This window comes from Rubritalea profundi (assembly GCF_002954445.1).
Lineage (GTDB): Bacteria > Verrucomicrobiota > Verrucomicrobiia > Verrucomicrobiales > Akkermansiaceae > Rubritalea > Rubritalea profundi.
This window is the reverse complement of record NZ_MQWA01000001.1, coordinates 2,244,221-2,261,201: the sequence shown is the minus strand read 5'-3', so window position 1 is coordinate 2,261,201 and position 16,981 is coordinate 2,244,221. Positions and strand designations below refer to the sequence as shown.

General features: G+C 52.0%; 11 protein-coding genes and 2 pseudogenes. 6 read left to right on the top strand and 7 right to left on the bottom strand.

Annotation, left to right across the window (positions count from 1 at the left end):
• The 4 genes and pseudogenes from BSZ32_RS18825 to BSZ32_RS09815 all read right to left on the bottom strand — a co-directional run.
• Positions 1–2,057: pseudogene (locus BSZ32_RS18825) on the bottom strand (hypothetical protein); the annotation flags it as partial.
• 107 nt (positions 2,058–2,164) lie between these two features.
• On the bottom strand, positions 2,165–3,850 hold the full coding sequence (locus BSZ32_RS09820; RefSeq protein ID WP_206018801.1) for an FAD-dependent oxidoreductase: 1,686 nt from the start codon (positions 3,848–3,850) through the stop codon (positions 2,165–2,167).
• A 35-nt stretch (positions 3,851–3,885) separates the two neighbouring features.
• Positions 3,886–4,443 (bottom strand): annotated as a pseudogene (locus BSZ32_RS20585) (FAD-dependent oxidoreductase); the annotation flags it as partial.
• Positions 4,440–6,173, bottom strand: a complete 1,734-nt coding sequence (locus BSZ32_RS09815) for a sodium:solute symporter family protein (RefSeq protein WP_105043260.1) — start codon at positions 6,171–6,173, stop codon at positions 4,440–4,442. The gene BSZ32_RS09815 and the pseudogene BSZ32_RS20585, both read right to left, overlap by 4 nt.
• An 88-nt stretch (positions 6,174–6,261) precedes the next feature.
• Here BSZ32_RS09815 and BSZ32_RS09810 point away from each other — a divergent pair, with 88 nt between their 5' ends.
• Entirely contained in the window at positions 6,262–7,104 is an 843-nt protein-coding gene (locus tag BSZ32_RS09810; RefSeq protein ID WP_105043259.1) for a helix-turn-helix domain-containing protein, read from the top strand.
• Between the two features lie 424 nt (positions 7,105–7,528).
• Here BSZ32_RS09810 and BSZ32_RS09805 read toward each other — a convergent pair whose 3' ends face one another.
• Together BSZ32_RS09805 and BSZ32_RS19305 are read right to left on the bottom strand one after the other, a co-directional pair.
• Positions 7,529–9,583: a c-type cytochrome gene (locus tag BSZ32_RS09805; RefSeq protein ID WP_206018800.1), complete on the bottom strand. Its 2,055-nt coding sequence runs from the start codon at positions 9,581–9,583 to the stop codon at positions 7,529–7,531.
• The gene (locus BSZ32_RS19305) at positions 9,513–10,829 is read right to left on the bottom strand and encodes a 3-keto-disaccharide hydrolase (protein ID WP_206018799.1); all 1,317 of its coding nucleotides are present in this window, start codon (positions 10,827–10,829) and stop codon (positions 9,513–9,515) included. The genes BSZ32_RS09805 and BSZ32_RS19305 overlap by 71 nt, the downstream gene beginning before the upstream one ends.
• A 396-nt stretch (positions 10,830–11,225) precedes the next feature.
• Here BSZ32_RS19305 and BSZ32_RS09800 point away from each other — a divergent pair, with 396 nt between their 5' ends.
• Positions 11,226–14,015 (top strand): DUF2339 domain-containing protein, encoded by a 2,790-nt coding sequence (locus tag BSZ32_RS09800; RefSeq protein ID WP_105043258.1) that lies wholly within the window; start codon positions 11,226–11,228, stop codon positions 14,013–14,015.
• 12 nt (positions 14,016–14,027) lie between these two features.
• Here BSZ32_RS09800 and BSZ32_RS09795 read toward each other — a convergent pair whose 3' ends face one another.
• Positions 14,028–14,978, bottom strand: a complete 951-nt coding sequence (locus BSZ32_RS09795) for an alpha/beta fold hydrolase (RefSeq protein ID WP_165788763.1) — start codon at positions 14,976–14,978, stop codon at positions 14,028–14,030.
• On the opposite strand from BSZ32_RS09795, the gene BSZ32_RS09790 reads away from it, so the two are divergent.
• The 4 genes from BSZ32_RS09790 (at position 14,965) to BSZ32_RS09775 (ending at position 16,977) form a co-directional block, all read left to right on the top strand.
• A complete protein-coding gene (locus BSZ32_RS09790) occupies positions 14,965–15,627 on the top strand; it encodes a TVP38/TMEM64 family protein (protein ID WP_105043256.1) in 663 nt (220 codons plus the stop codon). The genes BSZ32_RS09795 and BSZ32_RS09790 overlap by 14 nt on opposite strands.
• 17 nt (positions 15,628–15,644) lie before the next feature.
• The gene (locus tag BSZ32_RS09785) at positions 15,645–16,370 is read left to right on the top strand and encodes a Dph6-related ATP pyrophosphatase (protein WP_105043255.1); all 726 of its coding nucleotides are present in this window, start codon (positions 15,645–15,647) and stop codon (positions 16,368–16,370) included.
• Between the two features lie 103 nt (positions 16,371–16,473).
• Positions 16,474–16,608 (top strand): hypothetical protein, encoded by a 135-nt coding sequence (locus tag BSZ32_RS20090; protein WP_276308424.1) that lies wholly within the window; start codon positions 16,474–16,476, stop codon positions 16,606–16,608.
• A gap of 84 nt (positions 16,609–16,692) precedes the next feature.
• Complete coding sequence (locus tag BSZ32_RS09775; RefSeq protein WP_105043254.1) at positions 16,693–16,977, top strand: FKBP-type peptidyl-prolyl cis-trans isomerase N-terminal domain-containing protein; 285 nt, start codon at positions 16,693–16,695, stop codon at positions 16,975–16,977.
• The last annotated feature ends 4 nt before the right edge of the window (positions 16,978–16,981 follow it).

Genomic DNA, 16,981 nt, shown 5'->3' with positions numbered 1-16,981 from the left:
TCTATCATCTTGCTGACGTTCGACCACGAAGAATCGCGGAACACGACCTTTTCGGCCTTACTGCTGGCGCTAACCCCCACCTGGTCAAAGCGACATCTTTCAAACAGCATCCCGATGGGTGAGCTGAGCTTCACTCCACCCCGAGGCGCGCTAAAACGACAGCCTTTCAGGCGAACATCACGTGAGCGCGGCGTGCCCCAGAATGGGTTAAACTCAACGTGGAAATTAAACATTTTAAAATCATTATTCTCCAACAAAACGTCGCTCCCCCGGAATCGGGTACTTGCATAAGGGCCGGCTCCCGTAGAACTGGTGGTGCAGTTTCGGATCAGCGTGCCCCGGTTCAGAACCTCCTCGTTCATCACCACATCACCGGGTTGAATGCCGGAAGGCAACTGCTCCAGCGTGAGGTGAAAACGTTTTTCGCTCTCGGGCTCATCCTTCAGCTTAACCAGGCGCGCCAATCCGCGCAGGTGGGTCTGATTCTTATTCCAGACACTAACCCAATCGCCTTCGAGCCACGAGTAGATATCTTTATGATCGCGGAACCCGGCATCCAGGCTCAGCGTTTTGTTTTCAGCATCAATCGCAATGACGTTATGCATCCGCGTGTAGAGCGCAAAAGTATCGTCATACTGAGCCGCCCCGTCCATATCGCAACCATCAATCAAGGTGCCGAACCGCCCATTCTTGATATGGAAACCGTCACGCCAAGAAGCGAGCAGTTCGGTTTCCGGATGCTTCATCTTAAGATCCACATTTTCAAACGTCACGGGGCCGCTGTTGCCCTTCACCCGCATCCAGAAATAGGGCGCCAGATAATAACGGAGGTTGGAGAATTTGACGCGCGCACTTTGAGAGATGTGAGTCCATCCCTCACGGTGACCATAGTCTCTATGGGGAACAATAAACTCGGTTGCACGCTCTTTTTTTGCCGCGATTAGCCGCGGTTTAATATTGCGCGAAATTTCACTCCCTTCAGTGGTTTGACCGACATGCAATCGAATGTGCCGAGGGTCGTCTAATGCCTCTACAGAGGTGACATAGATGCTCCGGGAAGTCCCGGTCCGCGCCCCGGGGGAATCGGGGCAAAAAGAGCGGGCAAAATAGGGATTTTCGTTTTTACAGGTACCGGTAAGCGGCACAGCGTAACGCTCCGGCACCACCAGATCCACCGTCATTTTGTCGATGTCAATATTTTTGACCGCACCCTGATAATAAGGGAGCGGGTCGTAGTCCACCCGTAGCCCGTCGATCTGAATATTCCGGGACCGACGGACATTCGCCAAACCGTCCGGCGGATGCAGCACAAAGGTCGAACCCTGCCCTTCTATTTTAATATTCGCAGCATCCAGCAGCTCAAAAACCACTTCGTAGGTCAGGTCATCCCGACCGATAACCCGGTAGATTTTCTCTTTCTCGAAACGGATAATCCCGCCGCCCGCCGCCTTGGCCGCATCCACCGCTTTATGGATCGCCGCCATATCGTCATGGACGCCGTCGCCCAGAGCACCGAAGTCGGCCGCATTAAAGACCTTAAGTCCTTCAAAAGTGGGCGTGGTGGAAACCAGATGAAAAGCCAGTCGATAGGACAGATCCCCGGCCGGTACCGCTTTAATCTCGATCCGGGTCCCCTGAGCCAATCCTTCAAAACGGCTTTCCAGTCTGAAAAGACCAAAATCTCTTTCCGAACGGCCCGGGGTCTTCGAGCTGTCTTTTGCTGCCGTAATGTTTTTAACCTCTTTCCCATTGACGGAGATGACGACCTGAACCTCACCATCAGAAAGAGGTTCAATCCAAGCGGTCCCCAACTGATAATCTCCGGCTTCTTTAAGTGTATAGTTCCAACGCTTCTCACCGGAGAGTTTTCCGCTTTCCACAGCGGCAACCAATCCGGCTTCGACGCGTTCCTGTTCCGTCATGGAGGCATACGATATGGTGGTCGGAAATGCTTCTTCGTGCCAGCCCGAGTTTGCGAAGAGGTTGCCGGATGTCTGAATGAGACAGAATCCAAACAGAAGAACCATTTGGGTTAGTAGGCTCGGTTTAGTATTCATATTGCAGGTGGGTAGTGTGTACATAATCCTCATTGTTGATTGTTGTTATTTTGAATGATTTCTTAGCTGTGTTCATCTGTGTTAGCATTTTAAAAATCGTGAATCTTTTACCCATACGCCTGCATCGAAAACACAGCCGCTGGCGCCCCGTGCGTGTCCGAAATTTCTAATACAAGAGAATCTGTTGTCGCTGTTTCGGGAAAACAAATCTCCACACGGCCGTGATGATTGTTATCATTTTCATAAAGCACATTCCCTTCCCCATCTTTTAATTGAAAAGCTTTCACACCAAACGGCATGGCATCATCGTGGTGACCGAACTGCACACTTTCCATGGCGTGATCATAATCCACATCAAAGAAGAGAACGACCTTATTGATAGCCTGCGCTTTGTCCCATTTGGCAGTGATCGATGGCTTTTTATCGTCGCTATCAGCAAGCCAGAGATTGGAGGTAATAAAGGGGCGGTAATAACTGCTTTTGATCTGATCCTTAGCGAATGTGCTCAAGGGTGGGGAAAAAGTCACTGCCGGCAACTTACCTCCGGGCCTGCGCTCAGGCAGCCAGAACTCAAATGAATCGAATCCTGATCCTTCAGGTGGCTGCTGAATCAGGTTTGTGGACACCGCTTTATTTCCGGAATTAGATAGCGACATCATACCGCTAATCAAGTCATCTGATAGCTGCATCGAAACACCTGGGCAGGCCATGATGCAGACAAAGAGGTATTCCTCCTGCTCGGCCTCATAATCAAAAGTGACTGTCACTTCCACGTCCTTCCCTTGCTTCAAAGCCACTCGCTTTTCCTCATGGGTGATGTCCGGAGTGAAGTTGCCCTGCTTGCTTGTCCCACGCAGTTGAAACACCAGTTCCTTATCCTCGGCGGAAGTGAATTTAAAACTCATCTGCGGGAAAGCTCCCTTGGGCGCCGGCAATAAGAGCGCACGCGATCCTTCTAATGATGCAGACTCGGCGCAGGGGCACAGAGCCTTGAGCTTTAATTCACTGGACGCTTCCAACGTTGCCGATTGTACGAGATCGCCGTGATCGTCTGCATTGACATGCGGAATATAATGCCCGCACTTAATTAATCGCGTCTGCAATGCGCGCATTTGACCTTGCTCAAGCAAGTCTCTAGGTTTCAAGGTAGCTTCATGACACATGGCCGCAGCCATACCAATCGCCTGACCATTATGCCCGCAGGTCATCATGACACGGGTGGAACCAAAGGCGACGTGGGAAGCCGATATCAAACGTCCACCGACAAAAAGATTCTCAATATTGCGGCTGTAAAAACAACGGTAGGGAATCTGATACACCCCCGCACTATGAAACTGAGAGCAGCCGGATTTATCACTGTAAACACCATCCGCTGGATGCAAGTCAATCGCCCATCCGCCAAAAGACACCGCATCATCAAATGCTTTCTGATCCACGATATCTGATTGCGAGAGCATATAATCCCCTTCCACACGACGACTCTCGCGCTTACCGGGAATACTACCAATCCATTCCAGCGTCTGATTCGCTGTTTCCGGAAACTTGCCTGAATTTTTCAGATGATCCCAGACTCCATAAGCGACCTTCCAAAGCTCCCACTTAATGGCTTCGGTATCATGCACCGTATCCATGCGTCCGCCGTATTCGAGCCACCACAAGGAACAGCCATGGCTCTTGACCGTGATATGCTCATGCCTTGGTATCGTTGTGATGTCCTTGAGCGCAAAATCGGGTGCGACATACTTGACCGGCTTATCGGTGGTTTTGCTGTAGAAATAAATCGTGTGTCCCAAAAGTTCCCCGTAGGACTCATCTGGCGCAAAGGCTCGTTCAATTCAGATGCGGCTTCCGCACCGACCCGATACGCCGCGCCACTCAGATAGGCAAGAATACCATCACCTGAGGAATCACAAAACAACGGCGCTTCAACTTCATACATCGTGCTGTTCTGACTGCAGAACGCGCGGACGGATTTAATGTTTTTTTCATCACGCTTATCAGCACTGAGCATGGCGGTGTTCAAGAGCAGCGTGATATTCGCTTCCGCGTTCACCTTCTCAAGTAGCAGGGCATCGAAGAACAAGGGATTTCCTTCCTTATTGCGGAAAGTATTCTCGACCATGATTTCATCCATCACACCACCCTCACGCGCCCAGCGGTTATTATTACCCTGGTGAGAGGTTGCGCCCAAGGCCCAGAGACGCACTTCCGAGGAAGCGTTTCCGCCTAAAACCGGTCGATCCTGCAAAACGACTACTTTCACGCCTTCGCGCGCTGCGGTGATGGCTGTGCACACGCCGGCTAATCCGCCGCCGATGATACAGAGATCCGTTTTGAGAGTAAGTAATTTCAGCTCTCTGCTGGAGGTCGATTTTTCGATAATCATGATGTAGGTTTCGTACCCTTATTTTTAAAATACAAGTAAAGTGAGATAACGACAGTGATCAACAGTAGCACGCCGCCAAAAGCAGTCAGCAGGCCCTTGCCTTCATCATTGTAAACTGCCAGTGAAAACATCATCAGCGCACAGACAAAGAGACAGCCACCGACGATCATGGCAGGCATGGAACTGGCTTCGGTTTGCACCGCACTATCGCTTTTCTCTTTAACAAAATCCTTCACCTTATCCCAGCCTTCAGCAGTCGTGGACTTCATGCAGTGCATGCTGCTCAAAATAATGACTGGCATGACGACACCGATAATGAGGTCTGTCGTTTGCCCATTGGCTGCGATCCATTCCGAAAGCGCTCGTGTGCTGTCCATCCATAAGAAGCCATCGGCAACCAGACCAAACTTAGCGATCACTCCGAGCACAAAACTGACCGCAACACAGGTCCAAATGGCCTTAATATCAATGGACTTACTGAAGAGTCCCCATATCGTGGGTGCCAGTAAGGGGCCGACCATCAAACTACTGATCGATACCACGAGTTTTTCCGCACCTCCAAGGTAGGGAATGGCCAAGGAAACAAAGATGACCGCGACACCCAGAAGAACAGTAAAGACACGACCGGCTTGCATCAGTTGCTTTTCACTGGCCTTCGGATTGAATTTCAAGCGATAAATCGCATCTGTCAAAACGCCCGCAAAGACATTCAACTGTGAACTGACCATACTCGCTGTGGCCGAGAACATAGCCGCCACCATCAGCCCCAACATGCCGGCAGGCAAGACGGCTTGGCAGGCAAGGATATAGGCTTCCTGCGGATCTGCATTCGGATTGATGACACGATAGATCATCGGCGGGAGCAGCCACAAGAGCGGACTGAACAAGTAGAGAATGCCAAACAGATAAGTGCTTTTACGCGCATCCTTTTCGCTCGGCACACAGATGAAGCGTTGCGCGAATGCCCACTCGGCTCCGATCATAAAGAAGTGTATCATCGCCCACCCGACCATAAAGAACCAGGTATACTTGTCCTGCGTCAGCGCGAAGAATCCATCTGGTGCTTTATCAATAAAAGCAGCCACACCGCCGACCTGACCAAAGGCAAGGGGAACAATAAACAAGACTGCAAGGTTGAGCACGATAAACTGCAGCACATCCGTCATCAATACCGCCCATAGCCCACCGGCCATAGTGTAGACAATCACAATGCTGCCAAAAATGGCCACTGCCCAAACGAGAGAGAGGTGCCCTGTCGCAGGATCACAAAGTGGATTCGAAGTATCCAGCGGCATCATCGCCGTCAACACGATTGCCAGCGAATAAAGCGAAATCGCAACACTCACCAGGCGAAACACCATCATCGACCAGATATAAAACTGCACCGCCGGAAGACCGAAACGAAGTTCAATAAACTGCGCAGGCGTCTTCACCCCTAAGCGCTTCCAATGACTCGCAACAAAAAAGCCAACGAGTATGGCAGCGATACCATAACAGAGATTGATCGTCACGGCGACCATACCATACTTGTAAGCAATACCACCCCATACAACAAAAGTCCCCGCTGAAAACATCGTCATAAACGAACTCAGCCCCGATGTCCACCAAGGCGACTCTCCACCGGCAGCAAACATATCACTCGAAGTCTTGTTCTTTAAAGACAAACAGAACCCGACCAGAAATATTCCGATCAGATAGACGAGTAGTATGATGTAGTCGACGGGCTGCACTTCTCAAATACTGCGAGATTTCCGCTCGACAAACAAGTCACGATTCTTACTCTATTTAAACAATTACTTATACATTAAAAACATTCTCATGCTCTACCGCGACTGGCTCAATTTGAACACACACCTCCTGTGGTGCCACGACTATGCTGTCGACAGTGAACAGACCGGAAAAATCACAAGGTCCACTGAATACAGCAACAGTGCCGCCTGGCTAGTGAAGAGCGGCTGGGTCAAGGTGGAACAGGAAAACGGCGAAATCTTTCAGGCCTCGCCCGGCCAATGGCTTATCGTCAAGCCAGGCAAGCGCGTGCAAAGTTTCAGCCCCGACACGCGCATGCTTTCCATCGCCTTCCTGGCCCGCTGGCCTGATGGCAACGACCTCTTCGATCAGGGTTTAAGCATTGTACTCGACGCCGATAAGGTGCCTGCCCTCGAACGAAAGGCCAAGCCGATGCTGCGCATCATGAAAAAAATCAACCCTGAGACATGGGATGCACGGGAAAGCAGAGCGGGGCTGAAAGAATTCTTCAAACTCCAAAGCATTCTATCAGAATGGCTTATGACCCTTGTAGACACGCTCCAAAATGCCGGCATCGAACACCGCTGCAATATGGATATTGATGAACGCGTCATGCAAGCCGTGCGCCTCATGCAAAGTCATGACATAGGCGAGTTTCTCGATCTTGACGCCCTAGCCCAATCAGTCGGCACCAGCCAAACCCACCTCAGACGCCTCTTTCAACGCGACCTCCAACTAACCCCACGCGAATACTTCGAAAACATACGCATCGAATTCGCTTGCACATCCCTCAAGCAAGCCAAGAAAAGAATCAACGGCGTCGCCAACGAAATGGGCTTCACCTACCTATCCCATTTCTCAAAATGGTTTAAGAAACATAAGGGGGTTACGCCGAGGGCTTATCGGGGGTGATCACGACTATGAGACACGACTGTGAGACAGACTAATTGACCTGAAGCTTGCTGGACGTCTCCGCCGCGCATCCAGCTAGCAGGTGATCCAAGCCTGGTGACGTGCTGAAAGTAAGCACTGAAGACGGCTCCTACCTCGGCCGCGCATAAGTCGTATTTTGAATCTAGCACTAAGCGCTAGAATCACTTTCTAAAGCAGAGCCCATTCCGGCTCTGCTTTTTTTGCGTTCAGGGTAAATAAAGAGATAATCTCATTTCCTTCAGGTGTTGTATGTCTAATAAATCAAATCTCTGATGGCTGGAGGCATCTGAATCGCTGAGTGTCCCATGAAGCTCTAGTCCGTCCACGATTGTTCGCCAGACATTATCAGGCCGAGGTTGGGTTCACCCTCGGCCATGACGGCGGCGATGAGTCAGATCAGTTTTTACTTTTTGAAGGCAGCGTTGGCTTCATCACCGGCGGAGAGCACATAGGCGACGAGGTCGAAGATCTCATCTTTGGTAAGCATCATGAGGAGGTGCGGTGGCATCATGGAGACCTCACTCGGCTTGATGCTCTTGACAGTTTTGCGATCGACGTTGATTCGCTGGTTCGGGTCGCTGAGATCGGTGTTGATGGTGACGTTGTCGCCGCTAAGATTGACAACGACGCCGGTGAGGGTCTTACCGTCCTTTTGGGTAACAATGATCGGAGCAAACTGTTCGTTGATCTCTTTACTAGGGTTGATGATCTGGTCGAGGAAATCGTGGGCGCTGTAGCGGCCACCAGCACCAGTCAGGTCGGGACCAGTCATGCCGCCGGCGTTGCCAAATCTGTGGCAGGCATAGCAAGCGGCGGCGGCGAACATCTTTTTACCGCGGGCGAAGTCACGTCCCTTCATGCTGTTCTGCGCGGCCGGGCTGAGGTCTTCGAGCTTCCACATGGTCGGTGTGCGGCCAGCGAAGATGGCACCAGAGAGTTCGATGGCGCTCTTTTTCTCGGGCTTCTTGGCGATGAGTTTGCCGTGCTCCTTTTTCTCGGCACCGGTGAAGGTGGCGAGCGAGTCGTTGCGGATGAATTCAATGAATTTGGCAAAGCTGGCACCGCCGTTGTAATTGGAGGCTTTGAGGAACCACTCGAGTTGCTGCTTGCGCAGGTCTTTAGTCCAACCAGTTTTCAGGAAGCGCAGGCTGCGGGCGTATTCCATCTGCGGCTCCTGGCTCGGCGCGGCGTTGATGAGTGCCATCGCCTTGGCGGCGGTGTTCGGAGCTTGTAGGTAGGCGAGCGTCTCGGTGAGCAACCAGTTCTCCTCGAAAGTCTCGGCTGGGTAGACGGCGTCGAGCTTGGCTGTGATCAGACCCAAGGTTGCCGCGTCCGGGTTGCCGAAACGGTGCAAGACGATCTGGATGAGACGCACATAGCCGAGACGTTGCTCGCGGCTTAGCTTGGCGAAATCTCGTGTTAGAATGGCGTTGAGAATCGCGCGACTGATCGAAGCGGTCTTCGCAGTGCTCTCCACACGGGTGAGTGCTAGCAGTGCTTCTAACTGCGCTGTGGCGTCTTTCTCTGCAAGTGCTTTGGCTTTCCACTCACCGACCGGCTGGTGTTCGAGTGCTGTACGGGCCGCGGCGCGGATGAGGCGATCGCTGTGACCGAGCTGTGGCCAGGCGGTGACGACAGCTTTTGGATCTTGCTTGCCGTGGAAGACCTCGAGGCTCTTGCGAAGATCGTGCAGTGGCAGCTTGGCGGGCTGCAGCTTAACCGGTGCGGTGTTTTGTTTACCGGTGTAGGTGACCCGATAGAGTCCGGACTGGACGCGTCGGCCGCCGATGGCGAAATACATCGCTCCGTCGGGGTGGATGATGGCATCGGTGACAGGCAGTGGACCGCCAGTGATGAATTCTTCTTTAGTCGCTGTGTAACTAGAGCCCTCAGGCTTGAGATGGACCGCGTAGATTTTTCCCCAGCTCCAGTCGAGCACGTAAAGGGCGTTCTGGTACTTCGCGGGGAACTTCGCGCCGAAGCCGAAGGTAGTGCCAGTGGGTGAGCCGGGTCCGATATTGAGTGTGGCTGGGAGGTTGTCGATGTAGAATTCCGGGTACTTACCGGCACCATTACGCCATCCATACTCGCCACCACTGAGGACGTGGTTGACTCGCGTCGGGCGATACCAAGGTGTGTTGAAGTCATACTCCATGTCGGCGTCATAGGTGAACAGGTCACCGTCGTGGTTAAGGCTAGCGTCAAAAATGTTGCGGAAGCCATTGGCGAACACCTCGAAGTCTTTACCGTCGGGATCGACGCGGTAGATGATGCCACCAGGTGCGAGACGGTCGCGGTTGTGGCCGCGGCCATCGGGCATGCGCGGTAGAAGGTGGTCGTCGCTCCAGAGCGATTTCACCGGTGAGGTCGCTGCTGCTTTGGTCAGATCAACGTTGTTGCCGCAAATCAGGTAGAGACCTTTTTTTGTCTGGGGTGAGGACGATGGCATGGACGCCATGATCGCCACGTGCTTCCATACCGCGGAGTTTTTCGACCTTGTCCAACATGTCATCGTTGTTGCTGTCAGTGATGCGGTAGAGTCCGCTCTCCATCTTTCTCTCGTAATCATTAACGCCGACGTATAGAGCGTCGAAGGCGAAGAGCATTCCATTGACGGCGCGAATGTTGATCGGGAGTTTTTGCACATCGCTCTTCTTAAGCTCTTTGCCTGGGGCTGGAGGAGTGAATCGGTAAAGGCCGCCGTACTGGTCGCTGGCGTAGATGCGCCCTTTATCGTCGTTGCATAGATTGACCCATGAACCTTGTTCGATGCCTGGGACCGAGTAGATCAGCTCGACATTGAAGCCTTCTGGCTTGGTGATGTTTGCGATGGGCGTGGCTTTGTTCTCACCGATAGCTGGACCGACTTGTGCGCGTTTCTTTTTTGATTTCGCTGCCTGCTTCTTTTTTGGAGCTGGTTTTTTCTTCTTTGGCGTCGGTTTCTTTTTTTCAATCACATGAGCATCGCTCGGGATGGCGAAGTTTTTGAAGTCGATCACGCCACCGTCCGGCAGCACCTTGAGCCTCACGTCTTTGATCTGCACATTCATCGCTGGGCCACGGTGAACCTGGAAGGCGAGGACGCCTTCGAGCGAGCGAGCCTTCTCATCGAAATCGTGGAACTCGATGGTCATCTTACCGTCGATCTTGTGGACGATGTGATTGCCTTTGGCGATAATCGAATATTCGTGCCACTGGGTGGTATCGACTTTGACCGGGTCACGCTGATCTGTGATCCAACGCTTTCCCTCAGGGTCGGCGACGACTCCCTGGCCGTTTGTCACGGTGATGCCGCGGCCGCGCTCCTCGTAAATCATCGCGTTATAGGGTGCATTCGGGTGAAGGTCACACTGGTAGCCGCCGACCGACCATTTACCGATTGCGGGGAGTTCCTTGCTGCGGTATTGAATGCCGGAGTTGTTGCCCGTGTGCTTCACCTTGGCCCGAAACTCGAAGTTCTTCACCTTACCACCGCGCCAGATCAGGAACTGGTTATACTTGAGTTGTGCAGGGCCGGTGGTCTTGCCGGTGATGACACCGTTCTCGACCGACCACAGATCGGGATTGCCGTCCCAGCCCTTGAGGTCTTTACCATTGAAAATAGATTTAAAACTATCGTCCTGCGCACTGGCAGTGGTACAGCCAAGTATGAGCACCGCAGTGGCTTGAACTAGGATCATCTTTGCTAATTGGATTCGTCTCATAATATTAATCATTCTTGAATTGGTTGTGGCCGCCGTTGATAGAGCATAAAGGGGATTGCAGGGAAGAATAAGTGGATATTACGAGTGAGCTGTGATGCTGCAAGGGGAAAAACGGAGTATGACGCATTTACATCCTAAGTCGAAAACTGGCCGAGTGGGACGCAACAAATGGAGCGAGAAAACGACTAACAAAGCCCTAGGGAACAGTGGTCTGGCGCTGATGTATTGGCTGGCAATTTCCTCTTCAGCGTGGGGAAGTAGAACAATTTGCCCTCTACATGCGGCTAATTGAGAGTCCAGCACTACCAAACCAATCATTACTTTCATCGATTCACTCAATACATCCCCCACAATATTCGATGTACTCATTCCCCCAACTTTTGCTAGTATGCAAAAATGGATCCCGCAGCCAAAGCGAAGCTAGACGCACTTGAGAGTCGCCAAGGAGAACTCGCAAGTCACCTGATAACTTTACAACAGCAGTACCAGCTGCTCGAGCAATCGATTGACCAATTCAAGCGCGACTCAGTCCACAGCGAGGAGGTTCAAAAAATGACGGCAAACGTCGAAGCCCCCACTCAGCCGCCTTCCGAGGAAATCTATCAAGAGGTCATGCACACCACGCCACCTCCAGTGCCTGTAGCTGCTCAGCCGTCACAGATCTCAGCACCCGTGGAGCCCCCTCAAGCATTCGAGCCAGCTCCCCCAGAGGTTCACACTCCCCTCGAAAGCCCAGCCGAGCTTCCTACTTTCAACCCCAATTGGGAAATCAATTTTGGTCAAACTTGGCTAGTGCGCATTGGAGTTCTCTCGCTGCTCACTGGTCTTATTTTCCTCAGCACTTATGCCTATAAGAACTGGATTTATGAGGCTCCAGCAGCTCTCAAAGTCGGGTTCTTCATGCTTCTTTCACTGGGACTCACGGGTGCTGGTTTCTATTTTGAACGAGCCAAAGAGAATCTCAAACTCTACGGCCGCGCCATCACTGCTGGAGGGCTAGCTGCAGGCTATTACACCATCTATGCCGCTCACTTCGTGGAATCTCTTCATTGTATTAGCAGCCCTGTAATGGCGGGCGCTTTACTCACGGCCTGGGCAGCCATCATGTTGGCATACTCGTGCTGGAAGCAGTCTCGCATCATCAGCATCATGGCCACAGGACTCGCTTTTTACGGAACAATAGTCAATCCAGCGGGGTGGCTCTCGCTGTTCTCCGCCCTGCTTCTTTCCGCCAGTGGAATGTTCCTGCTGGTACGCTATAAATGGAACAACGTGGGCATCATCACCATTTGCGCAGCCTATGTCGCGCACGCTTTCTGGTTAGGCTATTACCCACAGCAACTCGATCCGGTTGTCCGCATCTGCTACTTAGCCAGCTATTGGGCTATCTTTGCCTGTGCCACCTCGCGCTTCGCTGGAGCCACGATAGAACTCGCCACAGCGCGTCTGATCACCGCCATCAACAACAGCTCCAGCTGGGTGCTCGCGGCATTTATCCTCCCCAGCTTCACCGATCGCCCTGAGCTGGGCACTATTTCGCTCATTGTCGGCGGATTTTTCTTACTCTGTGGTGGCCTCGCCCGCCGTCAATTGATCTGGAAAAAAGAGCTCTCTAACATCTACCTCTACCAAGGCCTCTTTCTCATCACCATAGGAATTCTAGTCGAAGCATCTGGCTACCACCGCTTCCTCATTCTCGCGCTGGAAGCTATCATGCTTATGCTTGCCGGCCACCGACTCCAACACAAATGGCTAAAAGGAATCTCGCTCATTGTCTATGCGTTCGCCCTCGGTTCCACCTTCTTCAGCAACGACCCACCGATGCTCAGTTTTATAGCCCTCAGCGTGATCAGCGCCCTCTACGCGGGACTCACACGATGGAGCCTCAATGTCGGGGAAAGCAATGAAGGAATAGTGGCTCTATTCCCAGCCTTCTCCACTTGGATCATTCTTTACTTCGGTGTGTTTGACGGCTTTGAAACAACTCAATCTCTCAGCTACACCATCGCCATAGCAGCTCTCGTTTGGGGGCTTTTCCTTGCTCTCAAGAAGAAACTCTACCTACAAGACCTCGCACTCATCGCCAGCATCATCCCTCTCGTCTGTGGCGGCATTCTTAGCCTTTACCATTTCGATTCAGCTAACTCTCTCGGTGTTGCACTGCCCATCATCGGACTCGGCATGTGGTGGAGTTCGAAGCAAATCCTCCAGCTACAGCAACGCAACTTCGACCAAGCTCCGCTTACCCCGTGGAACGACATCTCCGATATTCTCGCTTGGGCCTACTCATGTTTTGTCAGTTTTACAATCTACCAACTCGTTAGCCTCAGCCCGACCAGCGACCTCATGTGGCTCTACTTTGGCGGAGCACTCGCCATTCTTGCTCACTTTTTAGCGGTCATCACCAAACGTATCAGCATCGCGATCCCAGCGCAGGTCTTCCACATTCTTGCTATTTTAAGTATAAATAATCATTCCCCATCAGCGTCGCTACTCCCCTTTATGTTCCTAGGCCTCCACCTATTTCTTAGCGAATATCTCTGGGGAGCGAAACCGATTCTGCGCAGATTCCTCGCACCACTAGCGGCCATAGCCCTCTGCAGAGCGACCGATCACCCTGAAATATTCCTCACTGTTCTGGCTCTCGCGTTCTACGGTCTCGCATTCTTCAGGAAGGACAACTTACTCACGATCACTGGCGCACTGGCCACTCTCTTCATTGCTTCATTTGATGGCATTATTGAGCCATATCATTCTTTTGAACTCCTCGATTACCTCCCGATGGCGGCACTACTCGCTATCTGCGCTATCCCAAACTGGAGTGATGAAAAGCTCACCAAGCCTTGGAGCTTCGCGAAAGGTGGATTCAAGTTTGGCACACTCATTTTGCTCTTTGCCTACGCCTCAGCTCACACCCTGGATCACTACGTTGGAAATGGGCTAGCAATCTGTTGGGCATTGCTCGCCGCTGCCATTTTCAGCCTCGGACTTTTCACTCAACACCGCAGTTACAGGCTCACAGGTCTGATCGCTTTAGCGGCATCTATCATCCACGTTGTCACCATCGATGTCATGGCTCTCAACACCCTTGGCCGCATCCTCAGCTTCATCACCATCGGACTCATCCTCATGGGCCTCGGTTACCTCTACAATCGCTTCCAAGAACGCATCTCTAAATTCCTCTAACTGTCCGCGTTCTCACTTGTACAACTTGGTTAGAAAATCGGTAATCATAGTACTAACAAGCTCAGCTTGCTCGATCGATGCGCTATGACCCGCCTGAGGAATCACGCAGAGTTCTGCCCCTTTGACCCCCGCCACGATGTCTTCGGCCTTCACTATCGGTGTCGCTGTATCTTCATCGCCCACCATGATGAGTGTTGGGCAGAAAATAAGCTCTAGTCGAGGGCGGTAGTCCTCGCGCTCTATCACTCCGAGGGTGGCGCGTTGTACTCCAAATTTAGAATTAGCCTTGAGCTTCCCTAACCAATGTCGACGTTCGCCAGATCTCAGAGCATTTTTCATAAAACTCGCTCCAAACATGATCGGCATAATGCGCGAAGCGATCGGTCCGATTCCAAACCACCTAGCCACCCATGCGAGCCGTCGGTATTTCACCTGTGTCTTGTCCGGTTCAGGCCCAGCTGAACTGCCAATCACGGTGAGACTGAGAACTCGCTCAGGCTCCCACGCGGCTAGCCGCATTCCGATAAACCCACCCATCGACAAGCCGACAAAGTGGTATTGAGCGATAGCCAAGTGTTCGATGATCTGCTGGATGTCCATTCCCTGGTCGCTGATAGAGTACCCCGTGTCAGTCACTTCAGTTTTACCCTGCCCTCGCAGATCAATCGCTATGCAACGATAGCTAGACTCCAAGGCGGCTAACTGATGCTCGAACATGGAGGAGTCCCAGAGCAGACCGTGCACAAATACAATCACCGGGACGCTTCGCCCATCTTTAGGGCCACGATCTTGATAAAAGAACCGACATCCATTCACTTCGCATTCCGCCATAGCAATAAACAAGTCGATAGGTCCGCACGCATCAAGCGCGAAGTTCCTCCCGCTAGATTCTTTCCACTTGTCGCAACTGCGATCTAGAATTATATTAATTGGAGCAACTGATAGAACGATGAAGCCACTCATAAAAACAGCCCTCGGACTCATCGGGATTTTCCTGCTCATTTTCCTCTTGCTCAATTCGACCGGATTACTGACTCAGGACGACCTCGCTGAGATACTGCGCAATGCTGAGAATTGGGACAAACGGTGGATCGGCTTGCTGGTGATCGGACTGCTTATTTCCGATATCGTCATTCCAGTACCAGGGATCCTGGTGGTGAGCATCGGAGGGTATTTCCTCGGGCCATTTTGGGGGGCCGTCTGCGGATCACTCGGTCTCACCCTCGCGGGAGTCACGGGCTACGTTCTTTGTCGGATCTACGGCTACCGTATGCTCATGCGCATCTACCGAGACGAAGCTCACCTAGCAGACATGAAAGAAACCTTTCACCGCCACAGCACGCTGGTGCTGTTACTTTCCCGGGCGCTTCCTATGTTCCCTGAAGCCGCGAGCTGCCTCGCTGGTGCCACCCACATGCCGTTCTTGAAATTCCTTCTCACCTTTGGTGCCAGCTGTACGATTTACTCGATCGCTGTGGCATACGCGGGTTCACTATCATCAGCTGAAGACCTCACTCCAGCATTGATAGCCTACCTCTGTATCATGACCGTGCTTTGGTCGTCTTGGGCGCTCTTTATAAGAAAAAGTAAACGTGCTAAAAACCACAGCTAAGTTCACAAAAATCACGCATGAACGATTCCACATGGCTCCACTGGAGTGGCGGCAAAGACTCAGCCTACGCCCTCAATAAACTCACTCGGCAAGGAGGCCAGTTAGCCGGTATTGTCACCGCACTCAGCTCAGAGTTCCGCCGCATTTCCATGCATGGAGTGCGCGAGGAACTGCTCGACGCCCAAGCCCAGGCGCTCGGTCTACCGCTGCAAAAAATCTTCATCCCGCGCGACTGCAATATGAAGGACTACGACTCTATGATCTCGGCTGAAATGGCTAAGCTTAAAACGATAGGTGCGACCCATTGTGGCTTCGGCGACATCTTCCTCAAAGACCTCAGAGCCTACCGACAAAAGCAAATGGACGCCTGTCAGCTCGAAACCGTTTTCCCCATTTGGAGAGAGGCCGACACTGCAACCATGGCGAAAAGAATCATCGACTCTGGCATCAAGGCCATAGTCGTCTGTGTCAGTGGCAAGCACTTTGATTCCAGTTTTGTCGGTCGTGAGTACGATCTCGATTTCCTCAATGACCTGCCTGAAGGTGTCGATCCCTGCGGCGAAAATGGCGAATTCCACAGCTACGTCTATGACTCACCAGACTTTTCCCAGCCAATCCCGATCAAGCTCGGCGAGATGGTCGACAAGCTCTACACCCCAGCCAACAACGAAGAAGACCAGCCCAAATGCGGCGCCAAACCAGCCTGGGACACCGAGTTCTTTTTTCAAGACCTCCAGCTCTAGACTAAATCCATTTCATCCAGAATGCTCAAGATTAGATCGGGCTGCTCCCATAAAATCACCGATTAGCTTCGCCAAAGTCCCAGCACTCTCCTACACCGAGTCCATGAAACTCGAACAGGGACAGATTTGGAAAAAAGGAGACAAATTTCTACTTATCACCACGTGGGAACGCCTCGACATCGAATACAAGGAAATGACCGACCTCGAAACCCGCGAGCACAATCCACGATGTCAGTAAAAAAGAATTCTGCCGACTCATCAAAGGAGCTGAGCTCTATCAGCCAGAGCCAGAAATAGTCGCAGAAGAAAAAACTGAAGACTAATGGAGATCCAACAAGCTCTAGAGATCGTCAGCTACAAGCTTGGCGCTAAAAATGGTGAGTCAGCTCTCAGCGATTCTGTCCTCATCAAACAGGAAATCGAGCAAGCGATCCGCGACAAGTCGAATGACTGCCTGCGCAAGATCGATGCAAAGCCGTACATGATGGCAACCAAACTGGTGAAGGCTGAGCGCCTCAGACTAGCACGAGTAGCGGGTGAAGCATTTCTCGCAAAGAACGCCAGCGTTGGAGGAGTCGAAACCACCGCTTCTGGGCTCCAATATTAACCTG